Origin of the sequence: Psychrobacter sp. ENNN9_III, from assembly GCF_001462175.1 — a bacterium.
Lineage (GTDB): Bacteria > Pseudomonadota > Gammaproteobacteria > Pseudomonadales > Moraxellaceae > Psychrobacter.
Window position 1 is genome coordinate 1 of record NZ_LNUO01000129.1, and the last position, 21,398, is coordinate 21,398.

21 protein-coding genes are annotated in these 21,398 nt (G+C 41.5%); 12 read left to right on the forward strand and 9 right to left on the reverse strand.

The window, feature by feature from the left end; all coding sequences use genetic code 11:
* Window positions 1–40: 40 nt before the first annotated feature.
* Both PENNN9_RS07860 and PENNN9_RS07865 read right to left on the reverse strand, forming a co-directional pair.
* Window positions 41–733 (reverse strand): glutathione S-transferase family protein, encoded by a 693-nt coding sequence (locus tag PENNN9_RS07860; protein ID WP_058369148.1) that lies wholly within the window; start codon window positions 731–733, stop codon window positions 41–43.
* Window positions 734–883: 150 nt separating this feature from the next.
* Window positions 884–2,146 carry a YbfB/YjiJ family MFS transporter gene (locus PENNN9_RS07865; RefSeq protein WP_058369149.1) on the reverse strand — a complete coding sequence of 421 codons (1,263 nt, stop codon included), beginning with the start codon at window positions 2,144–2,146 and terminating at the stop codon, window positions 884–886.
* Window positions 2,147–2,581: 435 nt separating this feature from the next.
* Between PENNN9_RS07865 and PENNN9_RS07870 the strand changes: the two genes are divergently transcribed.
* The 6 genes from PENNN9_RS07870 to PENNN9_RS07895 all read left to right on the forward strand — a co-directional run bounded on the left by PENNN9_RS07870 (window position 2,582) and on the right by PENNN9_RS07895 (window position 8,528).
* Window positions 2,582–3,433 carry a hypothetical protein gene (locus PENNN9_RS07870; protein ID WP_058369150.1) on the forward strand — a complete coding sequence of 284 codons (852 nt, stop codon included), beginning with the start codon at window positions 2,582–2,584 and terminating at the stop codon, window positions 3,431–3,433.
* Window positions 3,426–3,863 carry a hypothetical protein gene (locus PENNN9_RS07875; protein ID WP_058369151.1) on the forward strand — a complete coding sequence of 146 codons (438 nt, stop codon included), beginning with the start codon at window positions 3,426–3,428 and terminating at the stop codon, window positions 3,861–3,863. Before PENNN9_RS07870 ends, PENNN9_RS07875 begins: the two co-directional genes overlap by 8 nt.
* Entirely contained in the window at window positions 3,830–6,502 is a 2,673-nt protein-coding gene (locus PENNN9_RS07880; protein ID WP_156410087.1) for a hypothetical protein, read from the forward strand. The genes PENNN9_RS07875 and PENNN9_RS07880 overlap by 34 nt, the downstream gene beginning before the upstream one ends.
* Window positions 6,503–6,537: 35 nt before the next feature.
* A complete protein-coding gene (locus PENNN9_RS07885) occupies window positions 6,538–7,062 on the forward strand; it encodes a hypothetical protein (RefSeq protein WP_156410088.1) in 525 nt (174 codons plus the stop codon).
* 87 nt (window positions 7,063–7,149) lie between these two features.
* Window positions 7,150–7,896, forward strand: coding sequence for a hypothetical protein (locus PENNN9_RS07890; protein WP_156410089.1), 747 nt, complete (start codon window positions 7,150–7,152; stop codon window positions 7,894–7,896).
* A 71-nt stretch (window positions 7,897–7,967) separates the two neighbouring features.
* Window positions 7,968–8,528 carry a condensin complex protein MksE gene (locus tag PENNN9_RS07895; RefSeq protein ID WP_058369155.1) on the forward strand — a complete coding sequence of 187 codons (561 nt, stop codon included), beginning with the start codon at window positions 7,968–7,970 and terminating at the stop codon, window positions 8,526–8,528.
* A gap of 131 nt (window positions 8,529–8,659) precedes the next feature.
* Here PENNN9_RS07895 and PENNN9_RS07900 read toward each other — a convergent pair whose 3' ends face one another.
* Window positions 8,660–9,859 carry a sugar transporter gene (locus tag PENNN9_RS07900; protein WP_058369156.1) on the reverse strand — a complete coding sequence of 400 codons (1,200 nt, stop codon included), beginning with the start codon at window positions 9,857–9,859 and terminating at the stop codon, window positions 8,660–8,662.
* 502 nt (window positions 9,860–10,361) lie between these two features.
* Between PENNN9_RS07900 and PENNN9_RS07905 the strand changes: the two genes are divergently transcribed.
* Complete coding sequence (locus PENNN9_RS07905) at window positions 10,362–10,886, forward strand: hypothetical protein (RefSeq protein WP_058369157.1); 525 nt, start codon at window positions 10,362–10,364, stop codon at window positions 10,884–10,886.
* On the opposite strand, the gene PENNN9_RS07910 is transcribed toward PENNN9_RS07905, so the two are convergent.
* The 6 genes from PENNN9_RS07910 to otsB all read right to left on the reverse strand — a co-directional run bounded on the left by PENNN9_RS07910 (window position 10,881) and on the right by otsB (window position 16,971).
* Window positions 10,881–11,552 (reverse strand): glycosyltransferase, encoded by a 672-nt coding sequence (locus PENNN9_RS07910; RefSeq protein ID WP_058369168.1) that lies wholly within the window; start codon window positions 11,550–11,552, stop codon window positions 10,881–10,883. The genes PENNN9_RS07905 and PENNN9_RS07910 overlap by 6 nt on opposite strands.
* Before the next feature lie 63 nt (window positions 11,553–11,615).
* Window positions 11,616–12,407 (reverse strand): class I SAM-dependent DNA methyltransferase, encoded by a 792-nt coding sequence (locus PENNN9_RS07915; protein WP_058369158.1) that lies wholly within the window; start codon window positions 12,405–12,407, stop codon window positions 11,616–11,618.
* On the reverse strand, window positions 12,391–13,209 hold the full coding sequence (locus PENNN9_RS07920; RefSeq protein ID WP_058369159.1) for a PIG-L deacetylase family protein: 819 nt from the start codon (window positions 13,207–13,209) through the stop codon (window positions 12,391–12,393). The genes PENNN9_RS07915 and PENNN9_RS07920 overlap by 17 nt, the downstream gene beginning before the upstream one ends.
* Entirely contained in the window at window positions 13,197–14,291 is a 1,095-nt protein-coding gene (locus PENNN9_RS07925; RefSeq protein ID WP_143505650.1) for an acyl-CoA dehydrogenase family protein, read from the reverse strand. Before PENNN9_RS07925 ends, PENNN9_RS07920 begins: the two co-directional genes overlap by 13 nt.
* 98 nt (window positions 14,292–14,389) lie before the next feature.
* Window positions 14,390–16,033: an alpha,alpha-trehalose-phosphate synthase (UDP-forming) gene (locus PENNN9_RS07930; RefSeq protein WP_058369160.1), complete on the reverse strand. Its 1,644-nt coding sequence runs from the start codon at window positions 16,031–16,033 to the stop codon at window positions 14,390–14,392.
* Window positions 16,030–16,971 (reverse strand): trehalose-phosphatase, encoded by a 942-nt coding sequence (gene otsB, locus PENNN9_RS07935; protein ID WP_075103057.1) that lies wholly within the window; start codon window positions 16,969–16,971, stop codon window positions 16,030–16,032. Before otsB ends, PENNN9_RS07930 begins: the two co-directional genes overlap by 4 nt.
* A gap of 312 nt (window positions 16,972–17,283) precedes the next feature.
* Here otsB and PENNN9_RS07940 point away from each other — a divergent pair, with 312 nt between their 5' ends.
* The 5 genes from PENNN9_RS07940 (at window position 17,284) to PENNN9_RS07960 (ending at window position 20,980) form a co-directional block, all read left to right on the forward strand.
* Window positions 17,284–17,928 (forward strand): glutathione S-transferase, encoded by a 645-nt coding sequence (locus PENNN9_RS07940; protein ID WP_082638040.1) that lies wholly within the window; start codon window positions 17,284–17,286, stop codon window positions 17,926–17,928.
* Between the two features lie 115 nt (window positions 17,929–18,043).
* Window positions 18,044–18,754 carry a DUF6977 family protein gene (locus tag PENNN9_RS07945; protein WP_058369162.1) on the forward strand — a complete coding sequence of 237 codons (711 nt, stop codon included), beginning with the start codon at window positions 18,044–18,046 and terminating at the stop codon, window positions 18,752–18,754.
* A 263-nt stretch (window positions 18,755–19,017) separates the two neighbouring features.
* Window positions 19,018–20,010, forward strand: coding sequence for a 23S rRNA pseudouridine(2604) synthase RluF (gene rluF, locus PENNN9_RS07950; protein ID WP_058369163.1), 993 nt, complete (start codon window positions 19,018–19,020; stop codon window positions 20,008–20,010).
* Window positions 20,011–20,131: 121 nt separating this feature from the next.
* Window positions 20,132–20,410, forward strand: a complete 279-nt coding sequence (gene ppiC / locus PENNN9_RS07955) for a peptidylprolyl isomerase PpiC (RefSeq protein ID WP_058369164.1) — start codon at window positions 20,132–20,134, stop codon at window positions 20,408–20,410.
* A 300-nt stretch (window positions 20,411–20,710) separates the two neighbouring features.
* A complete protein-coding gene (locus tag PENNN9_RS07960; RefSeq protein WP_058369165.1) occupies window positions 20,711–20,980 on the forward strand; it encodes a type II toxin-antitoxin system HicB family antitoxin in 270 nt (89 codons plus the stop codon).
* The last annotated feature ends 418 nt before the right edge of the window (window positions 20,981–21,398 follow it).

A 21,398-nucleotide genomic window follows, 5' to 3' on the forward strand; every position in this document is an offset into this window, starting at 1 on the left:
ACCAGTCTCGCGTATTCTTCCAGTGTATCTATTTTATTTATTAACTATTATATTCAGTGTTTTTCGCAAAGTTTTGTGGATACAGCGCACGAGCAGCGGCGTCATCAAAATCAGATTTGAACTGAACGTCTTTAGCGATATTGCGCGCTTTATCTACCGCAGGACGAGCGTTTATACGAGCAAACCAGCGTTTGAGGTTAGGATAATTGTTTAATCCTTCTTCGCCCAATACAAACGTTGCCTTATCGACCCAGCCCCACGCGGAGATATCGGCAATAGAGTAATCGTTACCAACCAGGTATTCACGGCCTTCCATGTGCTTATCTAACACCTCATAATGACGCTCTGCTTCACGAAGATAGCGATTGATCGCATAAGGAACTTTTTCTGGTGCTTTATGTCTAAAATGCACAGATTGACCAGAAAACGGGCCCAAGCCTGTCGCGATAAACATGAGCCACGACAGCATCTCGCCTTTATCTTCTGGCTGACCTGCAAGCTTGCCTGTTTTTTCAGCCAAGTACATCAAAATAGCCGTCGAATCAAAGACACGGTTTCCATCATCTTCGATAGCTGGGGTTTTACCATTTGGGTTAATGGCGCGGTACTCAGGCGTGTGCTGCTCACCTTTCATCGTATCTATTGGTATTAATTCGTACGCTAAACCTGTCTCCATCAGATAAAGAGCCACTTTCATAGGGTTTGGAGTTTGGTGGAAATAAAACTTAAGCATCGTAATGTCCTAAAAGCGTGAAGGGTTTGGTGAGTCTTAGGTCACTATAAACATAAATGAACGACCGTTCAAGTATGATTTAACAAATATAGTTTGAGCAATCGTTCATGTTATGCATGTTAACTATAAAAAGACCTCTTACAAAATAGGCTAAGCAGATTTTTGCGGACGCAATAACAAAGCAAGTCCAATGGCGACAAAGGCGGCAATGCCAGACACCATATAGCTAATGCTAAAGTCTCCCGTGAGCTCTGCAAGATAACCTGCCGCTACTGGCCCAAGCGCCTGTCCACCCGAAAAGGCAAAAGTCAGCGCCGCAAGTGCACTTGCCGCCGCTGCAGGGGCACCAAAATAATCGCCAGCAGAGGCTGCCATAATGACAGGAACGCTCCAAACCACTAAGCCAAACAAAATAATGGACAAATACAGTCCTAAATGCCAATCAGTCAACCCCACCAGAAGATAAGCGAGGGCAAGGAAGAAAAACGCCAGCGCAAGCCCAAGGCGTCTGCCGATATGGTCAGAGATCCAGCCAAAAAGCATGCCTGAAAAGACACTTAGTAGACCAATCCATGCCCAAATACCACCCGCAGTCGCTTCACTCAGTTGATATGATCCAACCATGCTGGTCACGATAAAGGTCACGTAAACCATATAAGTGGCGCCATAAATGGCAAAAATAATGCCCAAATGTACCAGCAGTTTGACGTTACTACGCTCTAGCTTTTTCTTATTTTTTACAGGTAAAGTTGGGGTACGTCCAAAAGGGTTTCGATTAACATCGTCTGGATGATTGCGGATCAAAGTAAAGGTAAGCCAAGCCACTATGACATTAATAATGGCAAAAATCAGCCAACCCGTTTGCCAAGACATCAAGCTTGAGAATGGCAAAAGCTTTGGAACGACGAAGCCTGATAAAATAATACCAAATCCAGGGCCAGCCATGACCAGTCCCAAAGCGAGCCCACGATGTGAGGGGAAAAACCAATGCGACATGACGCTCATCATCGGTAACACCACGCCGCCGCTACCAATACCAGTCAATACGTAGAGCGCGCAAAGTAGGGGAAAGCTTGAAGTAAAAGCCATACCGAGCATAGAGGCTGCAATTAAGAGCAGACTGGCAGTACCAGTAACTCGAGTACCAAATCGAGGTATGATTAGCGGACTTAGAAGGACCGCAACGAGATATCCTATCAAGTTAGTGAATCCCAGTATTCCACTTTGAGTGTAGTTGAGTCCCAAAGAAGCCGACATCGATGGCAATAGCATACCAAATGCAAATCGCCCTAAACCGAGTCCACAAAACATCGCCACAGAGCCTGTCGCAGCCACAATCCAAGCGTAATGTAAGCTGCCTAGTCTGAGGGGAGGTGTATGAGCTTTATCTGGTTGAATAATGTCCTCAGGCATCACGAATCTCCAACAAGTTGAAGAATTCGAAAGTTCGTGATGCCCATTATAATTGTATTTAGATCGAAGAAAAATACTTCCCTGATTTGAATCTTATTCATATAGCTTTCGCTCCTTGCTTAGCTATTTGTGTCAGTCTTTAATCAACTGTTGCATAATTATGTCCAATAGAAATGAGTATAACTTTACCTGAACGTTCGTTCAATAGGTGTTTAAGCAAAACTAGTAATTAAGCAAAACTAGTATTTGAGTAAATAGCTGAAATGATTATAAAGTTTGGCTTTGAATGCTAAGTTACAAAAGCATAGAGCAAACATAAGATTATTTTAAACCTTGCATTGATTGGGACTTTTGCATACATTAAACCTTGCATTGATTGGGACTTTTGCATACATTAAGCCTTGGTTCACATCTTAAACAACACAAAAGTATGCCATGAGTGCCAATAGCCTGCGTAATATTCTAGATAATATCCATAACGACAAACCTATTAATCTGATCCGTCTACAAACGCTCATAAAAGGTTTGAATTTGGACTATCGCTTTGAGCTCACAAATATCAAAGCAGATAAAGTAAAAGGGAATAGCTACCGAGTCACTCATATTGAAGATGAATTATTAGTAGAACTGACTAGGTTCATTGATCAAGCAGGTGCTGATCGCGTTAGCGCTGCACAGCAAAATCTCAGTCATCAGCATAAGGTGATGGGCTCTTATTTGATGATGATAAAGCCCAGCTCTCAAGACACAGCAGGCAACACCTCAGCATATCCCATCGTGGTGTTGTTTGACGAGCATGGTCAAGCTAGCTTCCCTCCAAATTCTATTATTAACAGCGCTCAACGGCTACAAGCTACTGATGTGCTATTGATAGAAAACAGACAGTTGTTTCTGCAATGGCAAAAAACAGTGGGTTTTTTGCAGTCTTATTGCCAATTTGACAGTAGAAGCTATGATATCGTTTTTGCTGCTGGTAATGAGATTAGCAATGTACTGCATAAAGATTTTTTGGCAAGCTACCAAAAGCTGTATTTCTGTTTTGATATCGACTTGGGCGGCGTGACTATAGCTAAAAACATCATTAATCTACTACCCAATATAAATTATGAATTTTTAATGCCGAGTGATATTCAAGATAGAGTCGGTCAAGTAGTACGCCGAGTTTCGGCTGATGATGTCGCTAGAGTTAGAAGTCTTACGGCAGACCATCAGGGTTTAACTCAAGTTTGCCAAGTACTTAGCCGAAATTTTAAAGCCATAGAACAGGAAAGCTTTTTGTATGAATGACATGCTTGTAGACGTTGCCCTAAATTTTGTCCTAAAGCGGATTGTATTCGTTAACTCTGCTAGTCATGCTTATTCAGAGATTATGCTTGATGAGCATTTAGCCTTATTTGGTGCTAATAATGCTGGCAAGACAGCAAGCTTGGCTGCTACTAAGCTTATGCTGTATCCGGAAACTGACTTTAGCTCTTGTGATAAAAAATTCCAATTCAAAGGTAAAGCAGGCACTTACTCTAAAGAAGACTCCTACGAGTTTTACTTTCCGTCGGATAAGTCATTTTTGGCGATGGAAATAGAAAACGATTTGGGCACATCTTGCGTAGTGCTGTATCGAGCAGGCAGCTATCGTTATTATCGAGTGTTTTTACCGCTGCCCTATGAGTTAGTGCGGCCGCTATTTTGGAACAGTGTTTTACCGCTGCCTATGAGTTAGTGCGGCCGCTATTTTGGAACAGTGATACCCATAACTTCGCTGAAGACATTAGTATCAACAAGCTGTTGGCATTTAATAAAAAGCATAATGGCATCCATGTCAATGATGACAAGCGACTCGTGGAGCTGATGTACCACAACTTTGCCCGTGATGACAGCCGCTATTGTATCGTGCCCTTGTCAGATAATAATAGAAATGCAGTAAAAGCCTTTAGTAACATCTATCAAATGGCGTTTGATGCGGGTACAGGAGATAGTGAGTCACTCGCGGATGCTATCGCCACTTTAGTTGAGATGAAGCGCAGTCGCCCTCAAGAGAAGATGAGTGCCGACCTTGCCAGCATAGAAGCAGACTACTATCAACTCATACAAAAGGGTGAAGAGCTACAAATACTCAATAATAATAAAGAACGTTACGCACACATCAAAAGCAGCTTTGAGCATCTAAACGCAAAAATTATGGAGATTGGTAAACAACACGCCATATTATCTCGTCAATTAACCAAGCAAAAAAGCACGTATACCAGCAGTCATCAACAAGCCAGCCAAGATCTAAGTGAGGCGCAATCAGCCCATCAAGTATTAAGTAATCAGTACAATGATCTCGATAAAAAACAGAATCAGCTGGCAGGTGTTATTACTCAGCTAAAAAACACTCTCGATGCAACCAATCAACAAATAGTGACTGCCCAGCAGGTGATGTCCGAACATGATAGTACAAATGCTGATGAGCTATATAAGTCATTAAATGTTGATCATCAACAGCTTGCGGCGGAACAAGCAGCTCTTAGTGATAGCGAACAAACAGCGCAGATGCTTACGCAAATGGTCAGTCAGCAAAACAATCATCGTCAGCAACTAGATAAAAAGAAAACTCAAGCACAGAATATTCATAGCCTATTATTAAGCCAAGTAGCACCGCACACAGCAGATGTGTTAGTGAGTTTAAATGCTGATTTTGCCGATGTAGCAATGAATCTGACAGATGCTCATCATCGTGTTTTAGATGATTTTGCCAACTTTTTTACCACTGATAGTGATTTACTTGCGTTTGAAGATTTGGTTTTGCCAAATACGCAAACACAAGCTTTCAATGCCGAAGAGCAGGCGACACAACTACGCCAAGACATTGAAGAGCTGGAAAAGAAGATCAAAAATATTGATAAGAAAATTAAAGAAATCAATCTCACTATGGCTGATAGTAGTGGAGAGTCACGGCGTAAGCGTTTAACAGAGATTGCAGGCAAGATTGCCACTTTGGATACACATCTTAATGCTCTAAAACGCTTTGATATTGCTATGGAGGACTTGAGTAAATATAGAGCTGAACTTACAGACAAACAACAGTCTCAGCAAGCCATCAGTGATGAATTAAAAGAATTAGAGCTGCAGAAAAGACAAACAAGCCAACGCTTAAATCAAGCTCAGTCCAAAAAACAACAACTGGAAGAGAATAGTAGCAAGTTTGAGTTTTATGACACTGGCTTAAAGCAGATTTCAAAGGCAACTAATCATCAGTATTATAGTGAAGAAGACATTGAAAATTACGAAGTAGAGTATGTGCAAACACACAATGGTAATCAATTAGAATTAGATGTTGCCCAAATTAATAAACTAATAGCACAAGCAGGAGACTTGGTCACAGAGCAAGCCTATCTTAAATCGGAAGTGATAGATTTTACAAAAGAAGTTCCAAACGAGAGGGTAGATACCTTTAAAGAAATCCAGAATTTGGTACAGATGGGTCAAATAGTTGATGCCTATAACACCAGCTTTACCACCTTGGCGTACCAGCAAAACGTCCAAACACAGCAGATTGCCGAACACAATAATATTATTAGTAATCAGCTCAAAGAGATAAGCGACGCACATCAATTACTAACGGACAGCATCGCTACTATCAACAAAGAGCTTAACACCCACAAGATATCTAACCTTGACCAAGTGCGGCTAAAGCTACACCGCCATGCAGACTTCAATCATGTCTATAAGCTGTATCAAAGCTATGACGTTACCCAAACCAAGCTTATGGGACGAGAATTTTATCAGTCGCTCATTAGCTATGTCGATAAGCATGCTAGTAAGCGTACAGGTCTGCTAAAAATGCGAGACATCATTAGCAAAATCAGCTTTGAATACCAAAAGTCCGATGGCACGATCACTGATAAGTCACAGTCGGGCGGTACAACCAGCACCATAACGGCTTCGATCATTGCCATCTTGCTTGGGCGCATATTCATGCCCAATAGCTCGTTTAAAATGCCCATCATTATTGATGAGATTGGTGATCTTGATGACACCAATACCAAAACCATTATTGAGTGTATTGGTCAACATGGATTTTCTGCATTTTGTGCGACGCCCACACAGCGCACCTCTGTATGTCAGTCGGTCAAACGCTGGATACACGTGGATTATAATGTGCTTGAGCATGTACCGCAGGTGGCGGATTGCGTACTCAATATCATGCCTGAAGCGATTAACTTTTGGGGTACTCAAGAGGATAGTAGCTCTGAGCTTGGTTTGGATGATGAATCAGTCTCCAATCATGACAGTTCAAGCTCTGACAGTTCTAACAAAGAAAGTGACCTAGCCATTCATAGGACTCGGACCTCTATTGATAGCCATGAGGTAAGCTGATATTAATCAATCGCGATGTGCTTATTAGTGCGGTATTGAAGTTCAAAAATGATTTCTTTAAATTTATTGATTACATCAATAGCCAAGGCGGTGCGCTTGAGTTTCCAGAAGCTTTCTATGTGCGATTTTATAATCAGAGAGTACTCGGTCAAGACGACGCTTCTTTAAAGAATATATTAAGCCTACAGAGTTTGCTAGAAGGGGGAATATTTACCCATCGTGATAAGCTAAAAGGCTCGTTGGTACTCTCAAAAGTCGTTTATGATTTGCTAGTGTTTTTGGATGTATCGCGTAATAAAGAGCTAAGCCTTGCTAAGTTTGAGTCGCTACGCACACAAATGCTAGGCGTTACGGAAAAAATCATGAGCAGTGAGATAGGCTCTGATACTTATAATGAAAACTTGCAGCTGTTTTGGGAGTTAATCAGCCAGATTTTGACCACGGTCAAAGAAAATATTCGTGTACTTCATCATAAGGTTGATGAAGTTGCGGAGCAATATAAGTCATTAGATTCGGGTGAGCATCACCACAATGTTAATGAGCTCTACTTATTGGCTTAAAAGCTACAAGACCGTTATGTACAGCCCTGCTTAGAATTTATCAACCCTGACTTGCAACTGGTCAATAGTCAAAACTTTGTACAAACTGTGGATAATTTGATTAATCATTATCGTCAAGACGGTAACGAATCTTTTGCTATTGCCATCCAATACAAATTAACCGCTATTACCTCATATTATAAAGATATTCGAGAGTTGTCAGACCGATTGCTGGCATATCTTTATAATTTTTCAGAGGAGCGGCGTTATTTTATGGCGATTGAGCAGCGCTTCAATGAGCTGATGGAGACATTTGTGGCTTTCCGTCATGGTGGACGTAAGCACATTTATCTAACGCCTGATGTAGAGGATATCGCTGCAATGCGATGCTTCGATGGATTAGGTGCTCATAAACAGAGTTTCTCTGCACGATTTGATAGAAATCCAGATAAAAGTGTTTTGCAGTTTAAACATTATTATGAGCAAATCCAGCAACAGCCATTAAAACCGAAGCTGGATATCATTCATGCGCCAACACCGCCAAATAATGAATTGCAAAAACGTAAAAACCAAATTATGCAGTTGACCATGTATCTGCCTACTGCTGTAAATATTGACGATATCCATGACTTGATAGACGCTCATTTACGTCAGTCATTGGACGACTTTTCTCTACTCGATACTTTATATGGGTTAGAGTTCTTCTTGCCTTTATTGAATAAAAGCTGGGTTTTCTTGCCTTTATTGAATAAAAGCTGTGTTCGGCAAAGCAGACAAAGGCAACGGCTGGAGGATGATAACTATTACTTAGATTATATAAGCCTCCAATATAAACCCCCAAAATCTCAAAAATAAACTTCCAAAACCTCACAAAATAAAATTTAAAGATGCTATGTCGCAGATAACAATACAATAAGGTGCAAGCGATGGTTGATATGTATAAAAGTGTTGAGATATATAATCACCTAATGAATGGTCGCATTATCAATCGAGAACGTCTTGGCTCTCATGGTGAGTTTGAAACTGAGGCTTTGTTTTCTGAAATCATGGACAATCTGGGTGATTACAAAAACCAATATGCGATGAGCGGCTTTAGTTTGATTGCCAATGCCGACTATGTCTATATCATCAAAGGTCAGGCGCATGATATGGCTAAGACTGATATCGCGATGAAAGCTTATTGCTTGCTTCTGCTATTAGGTAAATACATCACTTCACACAATTATCGTTTAGAGAAGCTCAGTGTCGCCAATGGTGGCCTTAGCCTAGCAGAGTTTAATAAGATACAAGCAATGCCAGAGACCAAAGAGATCTTGGAACGTGCCAATATGGGTGAGGATTTATTTAAGAGTATTAAGTCTATTTTGGTTGAGCGTCACATTATGTATGTACACCCAATTACACAGAATTACTTGTTATCAAACTCAGGTAAGGCATTTTTTGAAGAGCTAATGGCTGACTTTTCTGCTGAAATTGAGCTGAGTTAAGTGAATGGTGTAAAGTCTCATGTGTGAAAGTGTGACGCTTTTTAATTTAACTATAAAAAATGCCAGCCCATCTAAGTGGCTGGCATTTTGACTGCTGTAATTTAACTTCAGCTACAACTTTGGGCTTTTAGCTAACCGAGTCTTCTACTTAACTCAGGAAAGCATTTTATCATAAATAGCATCAGTAGCAATGCCATAACAGCGATAGCTGCCCCAACATACCCCACGCTTGACAATGATAAATGCGTCACCGCATAACCTCCAAATAGCGCACCTGTACCAATCCCTAAATTGATAATACCTGAGAACATCGACATCAGCATGTCTTGCGCATTGAAATCGACCATGATGACTTTAGCCTGCATGGAGATAATCAGTAGCATAAGTGCAGATCCCCAGAGTAAGGCATTCAGACTGAGTGCCCATATAGACGTTACGACAAACGAAAGGGTAAGCATCGACAGTAGCATCAGTATCGTCGATATCAGCATCAATCTGGTATTGAACCTATCACCCCAACGACTGAATATCACACTGCCTGCAAACCCTGCGACACCGAACAGTAGCAGGACGAAAGTAGCCGAGTTTTCACTGACTGAGCCGACCTGACGCATAAAAGGCTCGATATAAGAGTAGGCGGTATAATGCGCTGTAAAGACCAGTAGGATGAGCAAATACAGGCAGACCAATAATGGGTTTTTCAGCAACTCTGGGATTTTCCTAAATGAGCCTTCAAACATACTCGGCAATGTTGGCAACAGTCTCATTTGCAGCACAAATACGATAAAGGCAATACCGCCAATACCGCCAAACGTCGCGCGCCAGCCAAACCATTGACCGACCAATCGCCCTAAAGGCACACCTAGCACCATTGCTAATGAGGTACCGGTTGCAAGCACGCTAAGTGCCAGCGCCTTTTTGCCTTCTGGTGCCACACGTATGGCAATCGCTGCCGTGATGGACCAGAATATCGCATGCGATAGCGCAATACCTACGCGACTAATGAGCAGTACATCAAAGCTCCACGCAAATACGGATAACACATGACTGGCAATAAATACTGCAAACAATGCTAGGAGTAAGCTTTTACGCTCAAATCGACTGGTCAGTAGCATCAGCGGCAATGACATAGCAGCGACGATCCAAGCATACAGCGTCAGCATCCAGCCCGTCTCAGCTGTGGTGATAGAAAAGTCTTGGGCAATGTCGCTTAAGAGCGCGACGGGTACAAATTCTGTAGTATTCATAATAAAGGCGCTGACGCCCATCAAGAATACTTGAAAATACTGAGTCCGGCGAGCATTTGAGCTCGCCTCAAGGTTGTGTTTCATAAGATCCAATACAAGAAAATGCTAGGGCGCGTCCTCACTCGATAAATAAGAACAATGAGGACACGCTCTAATACAATAAGAAGGTTAGCCAATAGTAGGGTCAAACACCTTTGGCGATATAAGAATGGAGAGGCAAGATACCAAGTCAAAGGCATTAGTGAAAGGGCTTTTTTGCTAATGATTGTTAATAAGTGGTTTAGCGTTATATGTTACGGACTAACAATAATTCTAAAAAAGAAGCACACATATCAGTATTTATTTCTTAGCAGTTGATGTGCTATCATCATTCAACAAATTATCGTGGGTTTAACAGCTTTGTCCTTGCCAATTGCTATTGCAAATTATCATAATTGCAATCAGTGGTGATGTACAAACCTTGCAACTTCCAGCACGATATAAAACAATCCTGGTAAAGCGCATGAGCCTGTACTCCGACATCCTCATTTGTGCCTGATTTTATACTTTTTTGTCGGAGTTATAGGAATCTAAGGTGTTCAATATCATGAGCCATTCAACCAGCCCATCCAAATATACTCGCCGTTATCATCCGCGTCATTCTTTAGCACAATATGCTATCACTCAAATAGACACGCTTGAACTGCGTGCGCAAGACATTGTAAAAACTATGGGTTACCCTCTAAAGCACACCATACCCGCCTGTGAGCGCCTGCGTCATGTCTTATCAAATAAACATCTCGGGCTTGATGGTAGCTATATAGATAAATATTTTACAGCCGATGAGTTTTTAGCCAAGCTATTTACGGTACTTGAGTTGCCTTATGAGCCATTTGCAGAAGATATCGCGCAGATAAAATATGAATTAGCGTATAGCACCAATCATTTACCTAAACATCGCCTACAAGCAGAGGTAGATTTTGCTTGTGATGAGGCAGATTGGATGTCTCATGGTGCAGCCTCACGTTTGGCTCAGTTACGGCTGCCATCAGCGTTTGCCACATTGGATGAGGCAGAGCGTCAAGCAGTTATCAAAGAAAGTATTTGTGAGCATTATCAATCTTTACTATAAATTGCTTTGTTCCAAATCCGATAAAAACGCGGCAAAACCGTCATTTACTCGGCCATCTATACGGCTACTGGTGATGACACGCACGCGATTGCTCCAAGTGATAGCATAACCTTGGGTCTCAAATTTTTTGACCAAATCCACATCTTCATGACATGGTAGGAGACTAAAGCCACCAACGTCAAGATAAGCTTGACTGCTAAAACTCAGATTTGCTCCATGGATATGCTGATGTCCCATCTTGTCTTGATAGTGAGCAATATAATCGCGCCGCGTTTGTGGTGACAAGTTGGTCCAGTCATCGACACTTACCACACCGCAAATCATATCAGTCGACTGTTGGGTTAGGTGAGCGACTTGCTGCACCAGCCAATCTGTAGTCACAACTGTGTCAGCGTCTGTACAAGCAATCCACGTCGCCCCCTGTGCAATCGCATGTCGAATACCCATATCTCGCGCCCGTCCCACACAGCGATACTCACAGCTTATATGATTAACAGCTACCTGTTTGACAAGAGAGAAAGTGCCATCGGTGCAGCTATCAAGCACGACAAGCGGATATGCGGTAATGGTCGAGGGGAGTCGTTCAATGGCAGTTTGCACAGATTCTAGGCAAGCGCTAATAGTCGATGCCTCATTGTGAGCGGGAATCACTATACCGATATTTATATCGTCCATAAATCTCTCATTGTTTGGCGACTGGCCTTACTCCGTCATACTTCATTATATTCGTCATATCAGGTTTTCTTGCATGGCGACCGAGCGTGGAGAGCGCTGCCAAACGTCTAATAAAAAATCACGATCTACAATTTGGCTTTGATGAGTAAACGTTGATTGATGCGTCTCTTTATCATTTATCGTATGAAAGGTTTGGTGCAGACGTTGATGCACCGTCTCACCCGTCATCACAAAGCCATCAATACTATATCGCCAATGGCAGAACAATATAGTACCGCCTATTGCAAGGTTTTGCTGAGACCAAGCGATAACCTTGTCGATATCAGTGGGTGATAAATAATACAAAATCTCACTAATGACAATTAAATCAAAAGGGGGGTTATGCGCGTCCGAAACCTCTGTTTCTGATGAAGGATAGGCTGCTGACAGCGCATCTTGTAAATCTAATAACGTATTAGGAATAATCCCTTGAATCACCTTAGCATGAGCGTGATTCGTCAAGCGTTGTTTGGCAAGTGCTACTGCCTGATGATTGCCATCTACGCATGTCAAAGTCTGACAACGTTGGGCCAATAACTCGCTAAATACGCCATTGCCAGAACCCAACTCAATAGCATTGCTATATTTCTCCTGCGGTAGTAACGCTAGACAGATATCACGTTTTCTTTTTTCATACCAGCGGGTCTGATACTCCCATGGATCAGTGTTGTCGTTATATAAGGCATCAAAATACGTTTCTGAGTAGGCATCAGTACGATTGTCAATATGAGTAAAACTGTCCAAAGTTGTTTTGGCGAAACAATCAGCAACGTCGGCTGATGACATCGATTTAGGTGAGTGGCTCATATAGATAAACTTCCCAAGGTTGGCTAATTCTAGCAATGGTTTGAGCAGATAAAATAGGGGGGTTGCCCGTACTTTCATCAACGGTAATTTGACTGTCAAAACAGGCAATTGCTTGACTTTTAAGCTGTAATTGCTCAGCGTTCAAATCGACTCTAACGGCATGATGCCAAGGAATGCGAGTGTCGGCAGGCTTAGCCCAGTGCCATGCCCAAATCAATACCTGATAACACGCTAGATGCCGCTGCTTAGCAAATGCGGTGACCACACGCCCTGTCGCCTCATGATCTGGGTGGCCGTCGTGCATAAAAGGCGTCACCAAAATATCATCAGGCTGGATAATAGCGGCCAGTTTTTGCTCAAACTGCTCTTGTTCGGCAAACACATCGCCATCCGTCAAATTTAGCGCAACGATGGTCACTTGGTGGGCAATGCCCAATACTTCTAACGCCGCTAGGCTTTCTTTTGGACGGATAATATCAAGCTGCTGCGGAGGATAAATCTGTGAGTCTGGGTGGCTTTGCGTGCCATTGGTCACGTGAATCAGAATAATAGGATTGCCATTAACCGCTACTTGCTGTAGCAAACCACTAGAGCCCAATATTTCATCATCAGGATGCGGGGCAAAAATGCACACCCGCTGCTTTGGTGAAAAACGCTTGGCAATATCTAACCGAGGTAGGTTTTGTAGCCCTTGCCAGTTTTTCCAACTCTCTATACTGGTGCCATCGCCTGCTATCATACGATCGCCAACGATTGGATGATGACTCTCAGACGTAGCCATAGTAGAAATTACAGTTGCCATATATTTACCTGCCCGTCTGTTAAATCACTGGTTGCGCTAGATAGCTCGCCAATTTTTTGTAAATCAAACGCGCCATGACTTTGGCGGATAAACACGCTTAGATCTGCTGTTAATCTTGCAAAATGCGCGTTACCACAAAATGGTGCCGCGCCCAATGCTTGTCCAGCACTCTCTATTACTTGCCGAGCGACTTGCTCGACATGCGCCCTTAACTCGCGAATAGCCAACTCATGGGACAGCGTGGGCTGGGTATCTATAAGTTGAGCGACATGATGAAAATACTGCTGAGTCACACTTAATGCTGTACTGACTTGCCCCAAATACATGGCTTTATAGTCGTTTGGCTTTTTTTGATAAGACTGCATTAAATAAGTGGCTATACATGAGGCTGCGCCATACCAGCAAGCAGCAACTCCTGCCGCTCCATGCCAAAATCCTACGCGCTCTAGGTACGCATCGGCTTCCCCAGCAGTATCGGCCGTTACCTGATCGAACGTTATAGTGGCAGTATCAGTGGCTTGCATACCTACTGCTTGCCATGCACTATTATCAATCGCAATGCCATCTTGCTGCATATCCACGACCAGCAGTTGTGAGCGTCCATGCTTATCTCGATAAGTCATTACGCCATAGTTGACAATATTCGCGCCTGAACACCACGCTTTTGTGCCACTTATTTTGCCTTGCTGATAGTGTATGGGATCAGGGTGACCCTCTGAGGCCCAAACTGCACATAGCCCTTTTATTGCTTTGTCATAACCCAATTCGTGCAAGATACTTAGGGCATCTAAGTGCGACTCAAACCACTTTACAATCGTTAAGTCGATACTGGCAACATACGCCAGCACTTGCCAACGAACTAATGTACGTAAGTTGGTTTCATCATTACTGGTAATACCGCTGGCAGGATGCGGGATTTTGTCATCATAAGTGATTAAGATATTTAATATGTCACGGCGCAATTCGTCCGTTATGATAGGCGAATCAATCGCTTTATCATCAGTACCCGTTAAATCAGTACTCATCACGTCTTTTATAGCGACTTTAATGTCCTGCAATAAAGTAACTTTTGCATCCAGCATAAGGGTTCCCTAATTATTGTTATAAATCAATTACTGAGATTAGGCCCAAAGACTAGCTATGGGTTAAATGTCATTAGTCATAAACTACCGACAAAATATCATCGGTATAAATCCTCTAAGAAGTCTTGCTGCCAAGCTTGTAAATCGTACTGCCAAAGACCTTGCAATAACGTCTGATAACGAGACTTGCGCTCTTTTAGTGGCATCGTTAGAGCAGTTTTTAGACCTTCTATAATGCTCTTTGGATTGTGCGGGTCGATGATGACAGCTGCCTGCATTTGCTCGGCCGCTCCTGCATAATTAGAGAGTAGCAGCACCCCAGGATTATCTGGATTTTGTGCGGCAATATATTCTTTGGCGACTAGGTTCATACCGTCTTTGAGCGAATTTACCCAGCCAATATCACTGTACCAAAACGCTGCCATCAATTCTCCATGACTTAACACGTTTTCACTATAAGTAATCGCCTGCCAACTATTTGTAGAGTCAAAAGTAGCGAGATTACATGCCTTTACATCGTCAATTTTAAAAGCATCTGATTGCACCCCAATCGGTGAAAATTGTTGATTTACCTCATTGACAGTCTGTCTAACATCGTCATAAAGCTGCTGATAAACGGGCAGATCTAAGCGACTAGGACAAGCAATTTGTATCAATTTTAGCTGATTTTGATAGGCGGGATACTGCTGCAAAAACTGGCGATAGGCCGAAAAACGCTCTAACAATCCTTTGGAATAATCAATTCTATCTACCGCGATTATCTGTTGAACGGCTGATTTTATATCAGTCTTCTCTGGCATTTGTCTTTTATATTGCGAAGATAAATATGAAGATGAGTTGATGACTTGCTGTTGTATTTTGGCGACATCTATACCGATTGGATAAGCATCAATCATTATGCGATGCGGGGCATCTAAGTCTAGGTTGAGTACCAACTGCATACCAGCCGATCGATTGGACTTCGTAAGTTTTTGTGCTGTATGTGAAGATTTATTTGAAGGCTTTTTGAGCATATTATCAGTTTTTAATATGCTGCCAGTTTTTGACATACTACCGGTTAAGTGACGGGTGTTTAGATAGCTGTCCTTTAAATAATGGTTAAAAACCGCCAGACAATTGGCTTTATCTTGCTCAGTTTGTGTACCGAATACATCGTAATGAGCAAGGTGCTTAATCAATTCAGGACTTTGATCAAGCTTTTGCCAAAATGTGAGGGGAGCAAACGGGATGTGCAAAAACAAGCCGATACGGTTATTTAAGCCCAGCTGCCTACAATAATATGCCACACTTAAAAAGTGATAATCATGTACCCAAATGACATCATCAGGTTGAATGATCTTTTTTAATTGTTTGGCAAAAAGTTGGTTGACCGCTTGATAGCCTGCATAATCTTCTGGCGCTTGATTAATCAGATGGGCTTGCTCGTGCAACAGCAACCACAATACATTATTAGCAAATCCGCAATAAAAATGCTGATACTGTCTAGACGTTAGGGCAGTGGTCATATAAGTGATGTTCTTATTCGCCACTTGTACATCGGCATCGGTTGCAGCATCTTGTTCGTTACTGCGAAATTCATTGTCAGCGCCGTCGTCACAAGCGTCTACAATATCACCATTCCAGCCCATCCAAATGCCTGAGTTTCCTATTAGCATGTCATGAAGGGCGACAGCAAGTCCGCCTGCCATTGGGTTGTTATCAGGCATCTTAACCCGATTAGATAAGACGATTAAGCGGCTCATATAAGACATCTCGTTGTTTTTTTAGTAATAAAGTCATTAGGAGCGGTTGACTCAGATAAAAGAGTGGCCCTGTTTTGACAAAAAGCCAAAAAGCTACGAAGGAGAGCGGTCACCTCAGTAATGTCATGTATGTAGTAATGAGCACAAGTGGCTTCACTACCTACTTTAATGCCCATACCTTTTATTGGCTGACCAAGCTGGGTCATAGATGTATTGTCGCTTAGGGCATCCTCTTGTTGTATGGCGCTAAATCCTGTCTCATCAGTGATATCATCACCGATAAAGATAGGACAAAGATTATGATCGGTTTGTATTTTCTTTAATAAGGTCAAAATAGCTGCGCCTTTATCCGCCCCTTTTGGTACCGCCTCCCAAACATATTTGCCTTGTTTCAATGTCCAATTGCCATGATTTTTTACCGTTTTTGCCATAATGGCATACGCTGTGTCAGCTAAGTCAGGATTTTGGCGATAGTGCAGAGCGACGGAATAAGGCTTATCTTCTATGGTAAAGTCTTTATAAGGTTTGCAGGATTGGGTAATGGCCAATTTGATAGCGCTAAGTTCAGTGTTATCAAATTGCAAAGTATCTGAATTGTCGTAGTTTGTACTTTGAGCTTCATTACGATCAAATTCTATTTCGAGACCATGAGTGGCTGCAATCGGTACTTGTATAGGAGATAGCATTTGCTTTGCTTCAGCCAAGCTACGTCCCGTCACAACACCTATCTCAACACCGCAGCTTTGTATGTCTTTTATGAGGGACAAGGTTGTATCAGGAATGCTGCTGTCTTTTGGATCCAGCGTAAAATCAGCAAGCGTGCCATCGATATCTAAAAACAAGCAATAATCCTGCTGAATAGTCAGATAATCAGCAAAATCTCTTGGTTCGATATACACCGGTGGTATATTTAAACGAGGGTTTTTTGCTAAAGTCACACTTTTCCCCTTTTAGTTGATAAGTCATCATATTAGATCGTTGTAATTTGACTTTACTTAATTTTGTTACGAGATAGGCTTTTATCTCTAAAAGTGAATATATCTTTAAGTATGTGTTTATAAAATAATAATTGATGAAGTCTGGTGATAAGTCTGCCACAAACCGACTCACACTGCGACACAGCGAATGTGTCATTTAGTATGAATTTTTTTAGTGTAAAACTTTTAATGTATCAAACAATGTGGTTGATGATAAGATAATAGACTTCATCTTTAAGCTCATTCATCCAGATTCAATTGCGAAAAATATTTATGACTTCCTCACTTCATCGCCTGTACTCTTTTCGTCGCTGTCCTTATGCCATGCGTGCTAGGCTTGGTATCTTATTTGCTGAGTTGCAAGTGGAGCTGCGAGAGATAATATTAAAAAATAAACCGCCACAGATGCTAGCGATTAGCCCGAAGGGAACCGTGCCTGTTTTACAGCTTATAGATGGTGAAGTCATTGAAGAGAGTCGAGAGATCATGATATGGGCGCTTAAGCAAAACGATCCGCAAGGGCTACTTGATGCAGAAGTTATTCACCAAGCAAATGCCTTGATTGACGAAAATGACAATGAATTTAAACATTGGCTGGATCGTTATAAATATGCTGATCGTCACCCTGAGATGACCCAAGAGGCATATCGACAACGGGGTGAGGCGTTTTTACAAGTTTTAGAGAAGCAGTTAGCCAAAAACCATTATTTAATGGGAGAGAGTATAAGCATTGCCGATATAGGTATCATGCCTTTTGTCCGTCAATTCGCTCATGTGGATCGCGAGGTTTTTTATAGTCTGCCTTATCCGAACTTACAGCGCTGGCTACAGCATTGGTTGGTGCACCCAGTATTTACACAAGCGATGACGAAGTATCAGCCTTGGCAAGAAGGGGATGATGTAGTGGTCTTTCCATGACCAGTAATACTCCTTTATAAAGGCAAGATAAAAGGCAAGCGCTAGCGTTATGAAGGAACATTTATACAAAACTATTGATATAATGCTCATTGTTATGAAATAAAGAAATCAAATTATGGAACAAAGACAAGACGCTGTAGAACACAAACCCGTATTTATGCCTAGAGTCAACAGTGACAATCTGGTAAAAACGGATATGGTTAGGTTTGAGCGGCATGTGGGGTTTGCCAGTCGGCAAAAGAAAAAATCCATCAACGATATGCATCAAGTCATTCGTAAGAAATATGGATTCAACCACGTCTTAGAGCTATCTAGTAAGTCTGGCAATAAGCTCAGTTTTTTGCTCAGTCCACTTAGCTTAAAGCTCACTGACGAGCATAATGGCGCACAGCACAGTGTTGAAAACATCTTTCAGGCGAGCAAGGTGTTTGAACATGGCGGTCCCTATAGTGACTTGCTGACAGTGCCACCAAGACAGGCCAAAAAAGACGAGCGCTTGCAATCCTCTGGTGAGCTCATTGGTTACAATGATTTTGGTATGGAGTGGCATTTAGAGCCATTAACCGCGTTTTATGATTGGCTGTATGTCAATGCGTTAAAGCAAAACACTCAGTTACACGAAGAAGTCATGCAATATCAAGCCTTTACAGATATTGAATTTAATCCCAAGAAGTCTATCCATTGTCCAGCTTATTCGCTAGCAATGTTTGTGGCGCTTAATAAACGCGATTTGCTTAATAATGTTGAAGACCCAGGAACGTTTTATGACTTACATACTGAGTTTAAATTGAGAAATACAGCCCATCTATTAGAGGGGGGGTTTTGAATAGTTTGCCTAGAGATTGGCTTCGTTTGTCCGTCCCACGTCTTTCAATTTGTATAGTTTTTTTGCACTTTTAGCAACCTTAAAAAGCTGTTTTGACACAACTTCGATTTGTACGATTATGCATCTATTTCTAGATTGCCCTCTCCTTTAAAATGGGTACTGAATTTCCTATATAATGTGAGCCATCTCGCTGACGATAATCCATTCAATTTAGTCTTTTTCTTAGCAAAAAAAGGCTTTTTACTAGGTGAAAATGGTACTTTATGTTTAATACTTCCTCGACTCGTTTAAATAAATACATCAGCGAAAGCGGTATTTGCTCCAGGCGAGACGCTGACCGCTTTATTGAACAAGGCAATGTCTACGTCAATGGTAAGCGTGCTCAAGTAGGCGATCAGGTGGTTGCTGGCGATACGGTAAAAGTCAATGGACAGCTCATTGAGCCGCGAGAGGCAGATGATTTTGTTTTTATTGTATTGAATAAGCCAGTGGGCATTGTGAGCACTACTGAAAGCTCCGAGAAAAATAACATTGTCGATTTTGTTAGACACGGGGTGCGTATTTTTCCGATTGGTCGTTTGGATAAAGATTCCCAAGGTTTAATCTTTTTGACCAACAATGGCGACCTAGTGAACAAGGTCTTACGTGCTGGTAATAATCATGAAAAAGAGTATTTGGTGACGGTTAATAAACCGATAACGGATAGTTTTATTGAGGGTTTAGCAAGCGGTGTGCCTATTTTGGGCACGATGACCAAAAAATGCCCAGTGACTAAGGTGGCTCCCACCGTATTTAACATCACGCTAGTACAGGGGTTAAACCGTCAAATTCGCCGGATGTGTGAGCATTTTGGTTATGAAGTCGTGAAGCTTGAGCGTACGCGGATTATGAATGTGACTCTTAAGGGTCTTCCAGTTGGAGATTGGCGAGATTTAACCCCAAAAGAGTTGTCTGTTTTACTTAACTCTATAGAAGATTCTTCTTCGCAAGACAAAAATGCGGCTAAGAAATCTCGTAATACACCAAAAAAAAATGCTCGTACTAATAGCTCGTCAAAATCAAAAGCGTCTTCTAAATCAGCAGGCGCGGCAAAGGGGAGTAGTAAACATCCTAAAGATGGTGCTAGGAAACCAGCAGGTTCTAAAGGTGGGCGTCCTTCTGGTCATAATAAGAAGACTGGTGGCAATGGCAAACCTGCTACAAACGGTAAGCGTCCTGCAAAAGGCCGAGGCTCTAAGCGGTCTTCAAAACGATAGCTCAATGTGTAATGGTCAGATAATGACTTTTGATGAAGTAGAGCGTACAGGTGAGTTTAGCGACCAAGGTAAGTAGTGATATAATACCCCGATAATTAATATTTTATAAAGGCTTTACATTATGGCTCGTACCGCTAGCGCATTGCATATTTTAGTAAAAGATAAAGAGCTGGCGGAGGATATTATCGCTAAGCTTAAAAAAGGTGCCCATTTTGATGTGCTGGCTAAGAAACACTCAACCTGCCCGTCAGCTAAAAAGGGCGGTAACTTAGGTGAGTTTAAAAAAGGTCAAATGGTGCCAGCATTTGATAAAGTCTGCTTCAACGGCGAACTATTTACTCCGCATTTAGTAAAAACTAAATTTGGTTGGCATGTCGTTAAAGTGCTTTATAGGACGTAAGCGTTAGGCTTTTTTCTTTCGTAATACAGATAATAGGTCATACCTAAAAAGCCAGATAACTTGAGCTGTCTGGCTTTTCTTATGGTTAATACTTATCTACCTGCCAAAAACTATGCTCACATATACAGGTACTTCAATCGGACAAGGATAGTTATAGAATATTGGAAAACTTTAGTAAATAATAAGCTTGATCAGCGGTATCTATATTTTATACCGTTCAAATTATTTTAAAACAGCTGGGTTGACCATCTGACTTGCTTATTTTCCAATACATAAACTTAAAATTATTAGGAGTTGAGGATGAAATATCCGATAGCAATCCAAAAAGGCGATAACAATACTGCGTATGGTATTATTATCCCAGATATAGCAGGCTGCTATTCCGCTAGTGATGAGTATGAAAATATTTTGAAAAATGCTAAAGAAGCTATTGTGCTTCATATAAGTGGCATGATAGAAGATGGCGAACCAATTCCTATGCCTACTGATAGTAATAATTATAAAGATGACCCGGGTTTTGAAGGTATGTCTTGGGCAACGGTCGATGTTCAAATAGATGAGCTTTACTGATAAAGTTGAATAATAACCAATGAGTGCAATAGATGAGAATTGAACTCATACTAGTTGATACAGTCATATTGCTATAAGCCATTGCTAAATTGAATAGATCAGTACTCATAATGTAAATAGCATTTAGATAAATTGCTTATTTAAATGCCATTTATGCCAGACAAGTTGTGAAAGAGCATTTATACAAGAGTATTGATATAAGGTACATCGCTATGGAACATGGAATGAGCAGACGCTATTAGAACTAAAAGTAAAAATAGATGTCATAAGCTACGCTGAAGTCCATTTGAGGATGGTCTGTTAACCTTACCAATTATGATAAGTATTAGGTATTTTGACAAAACAGAACTGTTAAAAGATTGATGGACGTGATTTTTCGAATTTATGTTGCTGAATGCTTTGACTATAAGCATGAATA

Excerpts from the sequence above, each read along its gene's own strand:
- PENNN9_RS07940 (WP_082638040.1), top strand. The coding sequence starts at position 17,284 with ATGACTTCCTCACTTCATCGCCTGTACTCTTTTCGTCGCTGTCCTTAT.
- PENNN9_RS07860 (WP_058369148.1), bottom strand. The coding sequence starts at position 733 with ATGCTTAAGTTTTATTTCCACCAAACTCCAAACCCTATGAAAGTGGCT.
- PENNN9_RS07905 (WP_058369157.1), top strand. The coding sequence starts at position 10,362 with ATGAGCCATTCAACCAGCCCATCCAAATATACTCGCCGTTATCATCCG.
- PENNN9_RS07895 (WP_058369155.1), top strand. The coding sequence starts at position 7,968 with ATGGTTGATATGTATAAAAGTGTTGAGATATATAATCACCTAATGAAT.
- PENNN9_RS07900 (WP_058369156.1), bottom strand. The coding sequence starts at position 9,859 with ATGAAACACAACCTTGAGGCGAGCTCAAATGCTCGCCGGACTCAGTAT.
- PENNN9_RS07925 (WP_143505650.1), bottom strand. The coding sequence starts at position 14,291 with ATGCTGGATGCAAAAGTTACTTTATTGCAGGACATTAAAGTCGCTATA.
- PENNN9_RS07960 (WP_058369165.1), top strand. The coding sequence starts at position 20,711 with ATGAAATATCCGATAGCAATCCAAAAAGGCGATAACAATACTGCGTAT.
- PENNN9_RS07945 (WP_058369162.1), top strand. The coding sequence starts at position 18,044 with ATGGAACAAAGACAAGACGCTGTAGAACACAAACCCGTATTTATGCCT.
- PENNN9_RS07865 (WP_058369149.1), bottom strand. The coding sequence starts at position 2,146 with ATGCCTGAGGACATTATTCAACCAGATAAAGCTCATACACCTCCCCTC.
- PENNN9_RS07920 (WP_058369159.1), bottom strand. The coding sequence starts at position 13,209 with ATGGCAACTGTAATTTCTACTATGGCTACGTCTGAGAGTCATCATCCA.
- PENNN9_RS07870 (WP_058369150.1), top strand. The coding sequence starts at position 2,582 with ATGAGTGCCAATAGCCTGCGTAATATTCTAGATAATATCCATAACGAC.
- rluF (WP_058369163.1), top strand. The coding sequence starts at position 19,018 with ATGTTTAATACTTCCTCGACTCGTTTAAATAAATACATCAGCGAAAGC.
- PENNN9_RS07875 (WP_058369151.1), top strand. The coding sequence starts at position 3,426 with ATGAATGACATGCTTGTAGACGTTGCCCTAAATTTTGTCCTAAAGCGG.
- PENNN9_RS07930 (WP_058369160.1), bottom strand. The coding sequence starts at position 16,033 with ATGAGCCGCTTAATCGTCTTATCTAATCGGGTTAAGATGCCTGATAAC.
- ppiC (WP_058369164.1), top strand. The coding sequence starts at position 20,132 with ATGGCTCGTACCGCTAGCGCATTGCATATTTTAGTAAAAGATAAAGAG.
- PENNN9_RS07915 (WP_058369158.1), bottom strand. The coding sequence starts at position 12,407 with ATGAGCCACTCACCTAAATCGATGTCATCAGCCGACGTTGCTGATTGT.